We start from the raw sequence: 11,801 nt of genomic DNA on the forward strand, positions 1-11,801 counted from the left end.
GCTCAGCGTCCGCTTTGGGACGCAGAGCGTCCCGGGCTGCATTCCCACGCGGAGCGTGGGAACGATCAGCAAGAGTCGCCTGAAAAATCCAATAATTCGAAGAGGTGTCGATATGCGTCTGTTGAAATCCTTGATCCCCGCCGCTCTGGCCCTGGCGTGCAGTGCCGGAGCCATCGCCCAACCCCAGGTCAGCGTCTACAACTGGACCGATTACATCGGCGAAACCACCCTCGCCGACTTCCAGTCCACCAGCGGAATCAAGGTGATCTACGACGTCTTCGACTCCAATGAAACCCTTGAAGGCAAACTGCTCGCCGGCCGTACCGGGTACGACGTAGTGGTGCCGTCCAACCACTTCCTCGCCCGTCAGGTCAAGGCCGGTGCGTTCCTCAAACTGGATCGCTCGCAGCTGCCGAACTGGAAAAACCTCGACCCGAAACTGCTGGCCCTGCTTGAGAAAAACGATCCGGGCAACGAGCACTCGGTGCCATACCTGTGGGGCACCAACGGCATCGGCTACAACGTCGACAAGGTCAAGCAAGTGCTGGGCATCGATCACATCGATTCCTGGGCCGTGCTGTTCGAACCGGAGAACCTGAAGAAACTCACCCAGTGCGGCGTGTCGATGATGGACTCGGCCGATGAAGTGTTCCCGGCCATCCTCAACTACATGGGCATGGACCCGCGCAGCGAAAAACCCGAAGACTACAAGAAGGCTGAAGAGAAACTGCTGAGCATCCGGCCGTACATCACTTATTTCCATTCCTCGAAATACGTGTCCGACCTGGCCAACGGCGACATCTGCGTGGCCTTCGGTTACTCCGGCGACGTGTTCCAGGCCGCCAACCGCGCCAAGGAAGCCAAGAACGGCGTGAACATCGCTTACTCGATTCCCAAGGAAGGCGCGAACCTGTGGTTCGACCTGCTGGCGATTCCTGCCGATGCCGGCAACACCAAGGAAGCCCACGCCTTCATCAATTACCTGCTCGACCCGCAAGTGATCGCCAAGGTCAGCGCCTCGGTCGGCTACGCCAACCCGAACCCGGCGGCCAAGCAATACATGGATGCCGAGCTGGTCAACAATCCCGAGGTCTATCCGTCCCAGGAAGTCCTCGACAAGCTCTATATCTCCTCTACCCCGCCTCAGTCGATCATGCGTCTGATGACCCGGTCCTGGAGCAAAGTGAAGTCGAACAAATGAATCAGTACACCCAGGAACACGCCCTCTCCTATTACGCCGCGTCGGCCCGTGCCAGCACACCCTATCCGGAACTGGCGGATGACCTGATCGCCGATGTCTGCGTGATCGGCGGCGGTTTCACCGGCGTCAACACGGCCATTGAACTGGCGCAGCGCGGGCTCTCGGTGATCCTGCTCGAAGCCCGGCGCATCGGCTGGGGCGCCAGCGGGCGCAATGGCGGGCAATTGATTCGCGGGATCGGTCATGACGTCGAAGGTTTCTCACGGCATGTCGGCAGCGAAGGCGTGCGCTACCTGCACCGGGCCGGGATCGACTCGGTGGAGCTGGTGCGCCAGCGCATCACCGACAACGCCATCGAGTGCGACCTGCGCTGGGGCTTCTGTGAGCTGGCCAACACGCCGGCGCAGTTCGACGCCTTCAAGGCCGAGCAGGACAGTCTCGCGCAGCTGGGTTATCGCCATGAAACGCGGCTGGTTGCCCCTGAGCTGATTCGTCAGCAAGTGGTGAACGCGGGTGTCTACAAGGGCGGCCTGATCGACATGGGCTCAGGCCACTTGCACCCATTGGATCTGGTGCAGGGCGAAGCGCGGCTGGCAGCCACCCTCGGGGTGCGGATTTTCGAGCAGAGCCCGGTGCTGAAAATCGTCCACGGCTCGACCGTTCAGGTTCGCACTCAGAGCGGCACCGTGCGCGCTGGCAGCCTGGTGCTCGGCTGCAACGCGCACCTGGACGAACTCGAACAGCAACTCAGTGGCAAGGTGCTGCCCGCCGGCAGTTACATCATCGCCACCGAACCGCTGTCGGCGGCGCGCGCCGCCGAACTGATTCCGCAGAACCTGGCGCTGTGCGACCAGAAAGTCGGCCTCGACTACTACCGGCTCTCGGCGGACCGCCGCTTGCTGTTCGGCGGCGCCTGCCATTATTCGGGACGGGACCCGGCGGACATCGCCGCCTACATGCGCCCGAAGATGCTCAAGGTCTTCCCGCAACTGGCGGACGTACGCATCGACTACCAGTGGGGCGGCAAGATCGGCATCACCGCCAACCGTTTCCCGCAGGTCGGTCGACTCAAGCAACAGCCGAACGTGTTCTACGCCCAGGGCTATTCCGGCCACGGTCTGAACGTTACCCACTGGTGCGCCAAGCTGTTGGGTGAGGCGATCCACGCCGGTCACAGTCAGGGCATGGACGTGTTCAGCCACGTACCGCACATGACCTTCCCCGGCGGTCCGGCGCTGCGCTCGCCATTGCTGGCACTGGGCATGTTCTGGTATCGCCTGCGAGAGTTGTTGGGATAAGGCGTCCTGCACATTTGCTCTATCGCGAAGCACTTCTATATTGATGAAGTGCTTTGGCGTTCCTGACGCTCAGTGCCCGATACACTCTGGAGGTCATGGATGGAGTCGTCAGCCGCCGATCAACCGCGAGCGCCCGGCCAGGCGTCGGTCAAGACCCGCCGTTTCAGCATTTCGCTGGTGTGGATCGTGCCGATCATCGCGGTGCTGGTGGGCATTTCGCTGGTAGTGCACAACCTGATGCAGGAAGGCCCCAGCATCATCGTCACTTTCAAGACCGGCAGCGGCCTGACCGCCAACAAGACCGAGGTCAAATACCGCAACGTGGTGATCGGCCAGGTCACGGATGTCGAGCTGAGCAACGACCAGAAACACGTCAACGCCACGATCAAACTGGCCAAGCAAGCCGAAACCTTTACCCGCGCAGACTCACAGTTCTGGGTGGTGCGCCCGCGCATTGGTGCGGGCGGTGTCTCGGGCATCGACACGTTGCTGTCCGGTGACTACATCGGCGCCGACATCGGTCAGTCCAACTCGCGCGCAAAACACTTCAAAGGCCTGGAAAACCCGCCGCCGATCACCTACGGCGAACCGGGCAAGCGCTTCAACCTGCACGCCTCGGACCTCGGCTCGCTGGACATCGGCTCGCCGGTCTATTACCGCAAGATTCCAGTCGGTCAGGTGGTGGCCTACGCACTGGACGCCGATGGCAAAGGGGTGAACATCGAGGTGTTCATCCACGCGCCAAACGATGCTTTTGTCACCGAAAACACCCGGTTCTGGAACGCCAGCGGCATTGACGTCAACGTCGGCGCCAACGGCTTTGCGGTGAAAACCGAATCGTTGTCGACCTTGCTGGTCGGCGGCATCGCCTTTCGCGCGCCGGAGTACAGCCCCAACGATGTCGCTGCCGCCGAAGAAAAAACCTATGACCTGTTCGACGATCAGCAAACCGCCCTCGCCCCGCCCAACGGCAAGGCGCAGTACCTGAGTTTGCGTTTCGACCAGGCGCTGCGCGGGCTGAAAGTCGATGCGCCGGTGGAATTTCTCGGCATCGAGATCGGCCGGGTGGTCAGCGTCAACCTCGATTTCGACGCGAAAAAACGCAGCTTCCCGCTCAACGTCGGCATCGTGATCTACCCGGCACGCCTCGGCCAGGCTCATATCAAGATGCTCAAGGCACTCGAGCACAATCCGGACGACGAAGCGGCGGCCGTGCGCCTGATCGGCACCTTCATCGACAACGGTCTGCGCGCCCAGGCCCGTAGCGGCAACCTGCTGACCGGCCAGTTGTACATTGCCCTGGACTTCTTCCCCAAAGCCGAAAAAGTCGCGTTTGACCCCACTGCCCGCCCGGTCAGCGTTCCGACCGTCCCCGGCAGCCTCGAACAGTTGCAGGAAAAACTCGAAGCGATGGTCGACAAACTCAACAAGCTGCCGGTGGAACGGATTGCCGGCAACCTCGACAGCAACCTCGTGGAATTGCGCAAAGGCCTGACCCAGTTCAACGCCAAGACCCTGCCCGGCGTGCAGAACACCCTCGCCGACGTGAGCAAGACCTTGCAATCGGCCAGTTCGACCCTGGCCGAAGATTCACCGCAACGCGAACAACTGAGCCAGACCCTCGACGAGCTCGGGCGCATGTCCCGTTCGCTGCGTGAGCTGTCCGATTATCTGGGCCGTCATCCGGAATCGTTGATTCGCGGCCGCCCCGACAACGCCGCGCCACTGGACCTCAAAGGGCCGCCGCGCAACTGAGCACAGGAGCTGTCCCATGGCTTTAAAGCTGAAGTTCACCGTGCTCGCGATCAGCTTGTTGCTCGGCGCGTGCAGCAGCGCCCCGATCAGCTTTCATACACTGACGCCGACGCAACCGGTGGCCGGCCGCGCTGATTCGGAGATCGCCATCGAAAGCATCAGCGTGCCGCCGCAGGTCGACCGGCCGCAAATCGTGATCCGCCAGGGCAACAGCGGCCTGGCGATTCTTGAGACCGAATGGTGGGCCGCGAGCCTCAGTGATGAATTGCGCAGCGCGCTGGTGGATCAACTGAGCAATGCCGGCGGCGTGCGCAAAACGTCCGTGCGCATCGATGTGCAACGCTTCGATTCGATTCCCGGGCAATACGGGCTGATCGACGTCAAATGGCGCCTGCGCCAGGCCAACCCCGGGGACGATGTCCTGCTCGCCTGCCGTTCGCTGCTGCAAACCCCGTCCGGACCGACCATCGACGATCTGGTGGTGGCCCAGCAGAACAACGTCAAGCGTCTGGCTGCGCTGATCAGTCAGGCAGCGGGCACTTCGCGCGGCTGTCCACCGTCCTCTTGAGGAACCGGGCTCAGCGAGACGGCAAAACGACAACCGTGGGGCTCGCGCGTGGTGAGCCGGACTTGCCAGTGCTCCCGGTTGCAGATCCGCTGCACCAGTGACAATCCCAGTCCTAGCCCCTCTCCTCGACGCTCGTCACCGCGCACGAACGGCTGAAACATCGCTTGTCGCTGCTCCTCCGGAATACCGATGCCGCTGTCTTCGACCACAAAACCGTTTTCCCCGACGCTCAGCCTGACAAAACCCTGATCGGTGTAATGCCAGGCATTTCGCAGCAGGTTGCCCATTACTGACTGCAAGAAGGTCTGGTTGTAGCGAGCCGCGCCGGCCGGGTTGATGTCGCAGAAAAAATCGAGCCCTTTTTCGCGGATCAGCCGACCCCAGATTTCACCTTGGACCCGCGCAACCTCCTCAAGCGTGACGCAAATGTCACCACCGGTATCTTCCTGCGAGCGGGCGAGCATGAGGAAGGTGTCCACCAGCTGACGCATTTCATGGCTGGCCCGGGCGATACGGTTGACCTGCGCGGCCGAACGCGCATCGAGCGACGGATTGGCGAGCAGTAATTCGCAGGCGCCGCCGAGCACCATCAACGGTGTGCGAAGCTCATGGCTCACGTCGCTGGTAAAGAGCTTTTCACGGCTCAGCGTTTCGCGCAGCCGGCCCAGTGTCTGATCGAACGAGAGCGCCAGTTCCCCGACCTCGTCCGCCGCGTAGTCCGGATGCAGGGGCGGCGCCAGCACCAGCAGCTGGTCGCGGTGACGAACCTGGCGTGCCAGCCGAATGACCGGGGCCATCACGCGCCGTGCCAGCAATCGGCCCAGCACAATCGCAAGCAGAATGCTCAGAATGAATCCCACCGCGACCACAATAAACAACAGACGCTCACGCTGCTCGAGACTCTCCTGATCACGCAACAGCACGTATTTGCGTCCACCCACCATCTCGACCATGGCGAAAAAACCGTCACCCTCGAACATGACCTCCTGAAACCCCGGTGACAGAGACGCCAGTGACGGAACCAGCGCCATGGCACCCGGCCCGCCTTCGAAGAAAAACAGCTCGCTCTTTTCCGGTCGATGGCTCCAGCGACTGATGTCATCCATAGCCAGCAAACGATGTAGACCGCCCATCAAGGTCGTGGCGGTCAACTTGTGTTCCACCACATGCACGGTGGCAACGATTCCCAGCGCAAATACGCCGGCCACCAGCGCACTCATCGAGGCGAATACGATGACGATCCGTTTCGTCAGGCTTTGCTTGAAATCCATTCGGCTGGAGGACTCCACCTCTGTTGTCAGACTCAGCGGTCAACATCAGGTGTGTACTCAGTAGATGTGACCGAACAGATTCAGCTTCACCTCAAACAGCAACAGTTGTTAAGCCAGCCCGGTAAAAAAAGCGTATTTGAGTCTGGTTATCAGAAACTTGATTAATTGCACACTTTCAACTCTCGCAAATTTTTCACATGTTCTTCACTGCGGCCCAACGTGAACAGCTCCAACATTCAGCCAGCATTCAAGTACGCAACCATAAAGTTGATCAAATCGCAGGCCACTCGCGCCTGCGAAGTTAAGGGGCATGGCGTGGAGCGACAGATGCTGTTAACAGCAGTCTATAAACAACGTCGAATATTGCGACCTGGAAAACTGCTGACGGTTATCGGTGCAGGGGTAGCGATTGCACTGGTCAGCGGCTTCGTCTGGGTAACCCGCTCGCCCATTGATCTGGGCCATGCGGGGAAGGCCTCAAGAGCTGATTGGACCAACGCCTGGCAGGCGGGCGAAGTCGTGGCGCTGGTGCGCCATGCTGAACGTTGCGACCGCTCCGACCATGTTTGTCTGGGCCCGGAAGACGGTATCACTCAGGTAGGCAATGACTCGGCTGCGCGGGTGGGCAAGGGTTTTGCGAGGCTGGGCATGCAGCAGGCGCAGGTGTTGACCAGCCCGCTGACCCGGACCGTGCAAACGGCGCGTGCCATGTTCGGGCAGGACGCTACTGCCCAGACCTGGCTTGAATCCTGCGGTCCGTCGCTGCGTAACGAGGTGGTGGCGCACAAAGTTGCGCAACGCAATCTGGTGCTGATCACCCACAGCGGCTGTATCAGCGACTTTGAAAAACAGACCGGTTTCCCTCACGCGATCGCCGCTGATTATGGAAGCACGCTGTTTGTTCGCCTTGATGCCAAGGGGCAACTTAAAGTGCTGGGTATTCTGGATGCCGAGGCCTGGTCTCAACTCAATAGTGATTAACGCCTTGGACAGCTAATTGACAGTTCCGAGTTGTATTCAATCAAACAAAGCAGACTTCATTAAATTGTAATAAGCGGTGTATCTGCCCCCGATTTACTGGACAGCTGTTTTTTTCAGGCTTTGCTGTATTGCGAGAACTTCGGCCTGGAGGTACGGCAGTTCTCTGGATACAGGAAATGCCCCGACACCTGCATTCATTCAGCACGATGACACGCTCGTTCAGGAACACGCCGGGCAGGTCATCGACATCAGAATTTCGTACGGTACCAAGGCTTTGTCATGACGTCTGAGAACAACCCGCTGCGACACACCGCCCTCTTGTCCCCGGCAACAACAATCGAACGCTGGGCCATTCCCGGCCTGATTCTCGCGTTCGTGGTGTTTTACCTGCTGCCGTTGATGAACCACGGCCTGTGGATCCCCGATGAAACCCGCTACGGCCAGATCAGCCAGGAAATGCTGCTGAGTGGCAATTGGGTAGCCCCGCATTTCATGGGCATCCGTTATTTCGAGAAACCGATTGCCGGCTACTGGTTGATTGCCATCGGCCAGGCGATTTTCGGTGACAACCTGTTTGGCGTACGCATTGCTTCGGCGCTGAGTACCGGAGTCAGTGTCTGGCTGACTTATCTGCTGGCCCGTCGACTCTGGAACAACCCTCGAATCAGCCTCGCGAGCGCCCTGCTGTACATGAGTTTCGGGCTGATCGCAGGTCAAGCTGGCTATGCCAATCTCGATCCGCAATTCACCTTGTGGGTCAACCTGAGCATGGTGGCTGCGTGGTTTGCCATCGACAGCCGCACGCCCCGCGCTCGCCTGGGTGGCTGGGTCCTGCTCGGCGTCGCATGTGGCATGGGCCTGATGACCAAAGGCTTCCTCGCCCTGCTGTTGCCGGTGCTGATCGCCCTGCCCTACATGGTCTGGCAACGACGGTTCGGTGAGCTGGTGCGTTACGGACTGGTCGCTATGGCGGTCTGCGCCCTCGTCAGCCTGCCTTGGGTATTGGCAGTCCATTACCGGGAACCGGACTTCTGGCGGTTCTTCTTCTGGCACGAACACATCCGTCGCTTTGCCGCCGGAGACGACGCGCAACATGCCCGTCCGTGGTGGTTCTACCTGCCTTTGCTGTTTGCCTCAACCCTGCCGTGGGCGCTGCTGCTTCCTTCGAGCTTGCTGCGCATGTGGCGCGAAAGGGGTGAGGCAAAAATTGCGTACCTGACACTGTGGTTCCTGCTGCCACTGGCCTTTTTCAGTCTGAGCAGCGGCAAACTTCCTACGTACATCATGCCGTGCCTGCTGCCCGTCGCGCTGTTGATGGGGCAAACCGTGGTCTGGTGGCAGGATCAACGCAATGGCCGGATCCTGCGCCTGAACGGTGTGATCAACACGGTGCTTGCCAGTGTTGCGTTGGTGGCCCTGCTCTATCTTCAGGCCAGGAAAGAAATCTACGAAAACACCGAGATGTTCAGCCTGTCGCTGGCTTATATCGTGGTGATGGGCTGGATCATCGCCAACGCCTTGCAAGTGCTGCGGCCACTGACGTTGTGGGCAATGCCGGCGTTGGGTATCGGACTGCTCGTAGCATTGCTGCCTGCGGCCATGCCGGCGCAGATCGTCAACAGCAAGATGCCCGATCAGTTCATTGCCGAGCATCAACGGGAACTGAGTGAAACCGCGTCCCTGCTGAGCAACGATCTGGGCGCGGCCTCGGCGCTGGCGTGGCGCCTGAAACGCCCGCAAGTGGACCTGTTCAACACCATCGGCGAATTGAAATACGGCCTCGAAGACCCGGCCATGTCGGCACGCAAAGTCACCCTGGACAGCGTCGACCAGTGGATGACCGACGCGCGAAAAAAAGGCGCCGTCGGTGTGGTGTTGCGCGTCAACAGCACTCAGGAAGAGCAGGAAGTAGAACGGCTGCCGGTGGACGGCAAGCATTATCGGCGCGGCAATCTGCACATTTTCATCTTTGCGCAGGGTCAGCCATGACGGTGCGCAACAATGACCGCACCGCCCTGCTGCTCCTGCTGGCCGCCAGCGCCCTGATGTTGCTGCTGGGCCTGGGCAGCCGCGAACTGTGGGGCGCGGAAACCCGCTGGGCCAACATCGCGTTGCAGATGCTGCAAAGCGGCGATTACTTCGATCCGTACCTCAAGGGCGATCCCTATTACGACAAGCCGTTGCTGTCGTACTGGCTGATCACCGCAACCGCAGGGTTGACCGGTGGCCTGGATCACTGGTCGCTGCGTCTGCCTTCGGTGCTGTCCGCGTGGTTGAGCGTTTGGCTGGTGTATCGGCTGGGCGAGCAGTTATTTCGCAAGGGCACGGGGCTGATCGCCGGGTGGATGCTGGCAACCACCTTCTATTTCGTGTTCTGGGCACGGGTCGCCACGGCCGACATTCTGACCGTGTGCGGGGTGCTGGCAGCGGTCTGGTGGTATTGGCGCGGGCCGGAGGACACCCGTTTTTCGCGTTACGTGGTGTTCTGCTGTTTGCTGGCCCTGACCTCACTGTTCAAGGGGCTGATCGGCTTTATCCTGCCGGGGCTGGTGCTGCTGCCGCACCTGTTGAATAACGGTCGCTGGAAGCGTCATCTCAATCTGAGACTGCTCGCCGCGCTGCTGATTGCCGGGGTGTTCTACATGACGCCGTTCCTGCTGTCCCACCTCTACGGCGCGCCGAATTACGGGCAAAGCGGCCTTGGGCTGGTATTGCGGGAAAACGTCGTGCGGTTTTTCCAGCCATTCGACAATATCGGCCCGATCTACACCTATTTACTGTACCTGCCGATTTATACCCTGCCCTGGGCGCCGTGCTGGATCGTTGCCTTGTGGGTCGCGGCGCGGAACTGGAAACACATCGAGCCGGACACCCGCTGGCTGATTCAGGGGCTGGGATTATTAATGCTGTTCTTCACGGCCAGCGGCAGCCGACGCAGTTATTACGTGCTGCCACTGGTGCCGTTCGCGCAACTGCTCGGGGCGTGGTGGATCACCCGGCGCGCGGCGGCTCGAAATGGCGCAGGCCCGTTCGACGGGCGTGGCCTGAAAATCGCTTTCGGCGTGGCTACTGCCCTGCTGCTCGGCATACTCGGTGTGCTTTACCCGTGGACCAACAGCGGAGGCGGTGTAATCCGTTTCGGCGAAACCGTCCTTCTGCAAGCCAGCCAACGCGCACCGTTGAGCCAATGGCGCCTGGTCATGGTCGACGTCGACAACAAAGTCCCCTTGTACCTGCAGACGGGCGGTGCACCGTTCTACTACGTACCGGAAAACCGGGATTTCCCCCGCGACGGCGATACCGCTGCCATGTTCGCCTGGCTGGAACGCACCAGCGGCCAGCACTGGGATCCGCAACGGACCCTTTTTGTCGCCCAATACCGCACCGGCGATCCCATTCCGCTGAATCACCTCAGCCGCGACTATCAAGTCATCACCACCACGCCCACGCGCGGCGAACAGTTGTTCCACGGCCGGGAAGATCAAAGCGTGGCCTACCTCCCCCAACGTTTCTGAAAGACAGCGCCGGGTTCGCCCGGCGTCCCCGCCAAGTGACTGCTAACCTGAATGGCAATGACATGTATAAACGGTTGGTTTGACGATTTTTTCTCATTTGCTTCTCTACATTGCCAGCCAACATATGCAAATCATTCGCATTGAAACTCACGCGAACGCTTGCCCATGAACGTCTAAAAAACAGGAGCTGCCCCGCCATGAGTCCATCCCTTCCGTCCTTCCTGAAACAGGCCGCGCTGGCGACTGCGCTGCTCGCTGCCGGGCAGGCCTTTGCCGCCGATTCAGTCGGCCTTCTGGTCTACAACGCCCAGCACGAAACCCTGACCAAGGCCTGGGTGGCCGGGTTCACCGAAGAAACCGGGATTCCGGTCACGGTGCGCAACGGCGACGATACGGAAATGGGCAATCAGATCGTGCAGGAAGGTGCGGCGTCGCCAGCGGATGTGTTCCTGACGGAAAACTCCCCGGCCATGGTGCTGGTGGACAACGCCAAGCTGTTCGCGCCCGTGGCTCCGGCGACCCTCGAACAAGTCGATGCGGCGTATCGCCCGGCCCACGGCCATTGGGTCGGTATCGCCGCGCGCTCCACGGTGTTCGTCTACAACCCGGCCAAGCTGTCGGAAAAAGACCTGCCCAAATCGCTGATGGACCTCGCAAGCCCGGCCTGGAAAGGTCGCTGGGCCGCGTCGCCTGCCGGTGCGGATTTCCAGGCGATCGTCGCCGCCGTGCTGCAACAGAAAGGCGAAGCCGCCACCCTCGAATGGCTCAAGGGCATGAAAGCCAACTTCACCGCCTACCGTGGCAACAGCTCGGTGCTCAAAGCGGTGAACGCCGGACAAGTCGACAGCGGCGTGATCTATCACTATTACGCTTTCGTCGATCAGGCCAAGACCGGCGAAAACAGCAAGAACACCGCCCTGCACTACTTCAAGCATCAGGATCCGGGCGCATTCGTGAGCATTTCCGGTGGCGGCGTGCTGGCTTCCAGCAAACACCAGGAAGACGCGCAGAAATTCCTCCAATACATCACCGGCAAGCAAGGCCAGGAAGTGTTGCGTACCGGCAATTCTTTTGAATACGCCGTTGGCAAGGACGCCGGTTCCAATCCGAAACTGGTGCCGTTGAAGGACCTGGACGCGCCGAAAGTCGATGCATCGAAGCTCGACAGCAAGAAAGCCGTCGAACTGATGACCCAGGCAGGACTGCTGTAAT

At 60.4% G+C, this 11,801-nt stretch carries 9 protein-coding genes; 8 read left to right on the plus strand and 1 reads right to left on the minus strand.

From position 1 onward, the window contains the following. Window positions 1-112: 112 nt before the first annotated feature. The 4 genes from I5961_RS14235 (at window position 113) to I5961_RS14250 (ending at window position 4,822) form a co-directional block, all read left to right on the plus strand. A complete protein-coding gene (locus I5961_RS14235) occupies window positions 113-1,201 on the plus strand; it encodes a polyamine ABC transporter substrate-binding protein (protein WP_227232605.1) in 1,089 nt (362 codons plus the stop codon). Further along, window positions 1,198-2,499 carry an NAD(P)/FAD-dependent oxidoreductase gene (locus I5961_RS14240; RefSeq protein ID WP_227232606.1) on the plus strand — a complete coding sequence of 434 codons (1,302 nt, stop codon included), beginning with the start codon at window positions 1,198-1,200 and terminating at the stop codon, window positions 2,497-2,499. Before I5961_RS14235 ends, I5961_RS14240 begins: the two co-directional genes overlap by 4 nt. Before the next feature lie 99 nt (window positions 2,500-2,598). After that, window positions 2,599-4,254, plus strand: coding sequence for an intermembrane transport protein PqiB (locus I5961_RS14245; RefSeq protein WP_085696099.1), 1,656 nt, complete (start codon window positions 2,599-2,601; stop codon window positions 4,252-4,254). Between the two features lie 16 nt (window positions 4,255-4,270). After that, complete coding sequence (locus I5961_RS14250) at window positions 4,271-4,822, plus strand: membrane integrity-associated transporter subunit PqiC (RefSeq protein WP_227232607.1); 552 nt, start codon at window positions 4,271-4,273, stop codon at window positions 4,820-4,822. On the opposite strand, the gene I5961_RS14255 is transcribed toward I5961_RS14250, so the two are convergent. Continuing rightward, window positions 4,780-6,093 (minus strand): sensor histidine kinase, encoded by a 1,314-nt coding sequence (locus I5961_RS14255; protein WP_227232608.1) that lies wholly within the window; start codon window positions 6,091-6,093, stop codon window positions 4,780-4,782. The genes I5961_RS14250 and I5961_RS14255 overlap by 43 nt on opposite strands. A gap of 327 nt (window positions 6,094-6,420) precedes the next feature. On the opposite strand from I5961_RS14255, the gene I5961_RS14260 reads away from it, so the two are divergent. The 4 genes from I5961_RS14260 to I5961_RS14275 all read left to right on the plus strand — a co-directional run bounded on the left by I5961_RS14260 (window position 6,421) and on the right by I5961_RS14275 (window position 11,800). Further along, entirely contained in the window at window positions 6,421-7,074 is a 654-nt protein-coding gene (locus tag I5961_RS14260; RefSeq protein ID WP_227235599.1) for a histidine phosphatase family protein, read from the plus strand. Between the two features lie 279 nt (window positions 7,075-7,353). Continuing rightward, window positions 7,354-9,063, plus strand: coding sequence for a lipid IV(A) 4-amino-4-deoxy-L-arabinosyltransferase (gene arnT / locus I5961_RS14265; protein WP_227232609.1), 1,710 nt, complete (start codon window positions 7,354-7,356; stop codon window positions 9,061-9,063). Further along, window positions 9,060-10,589, plus strand: a complete 1,530-nt coding sequence (locus I5961_RS14270) for an ArnT family glycosyltransferase (protein ID WP_227232610.1) — start codon at window positions 9,060-9,062, stop codon at window positions 10,587-10,589. Before arnT ends, I5961_RS14270 begins: the two co-directional genes overlap by 4 nt. Before the next feature lie 197 nt (window positions 10,590-10,786). Continuing rightward, window positions 10,787-11,800 carry an iron ABC transporter substrate-binding protein gene (locus I5961_RS14275; RefSeq protein WP_227232611.1) on the plus strand — a complete coding sequence of 338 codons (1,014 nt, stop codon included), beginning with the start codon at window positions 10,787-10,789 and terminating at the stop codon, window positions 11,798-11,800. Window position 11,801 lies beyond the last annotated feature (1 nt).

It is taken from the genome of Pseudomonas sp. IAC-BECa141 (assembly GCF_020544405.1).
Classification (GTDB): domain Bacteria; phylum Pseudomonadota; class Gammaproteobacteria; order Pseudomonadales; family Pseudomonadaceae; genus Aquipseudomonas.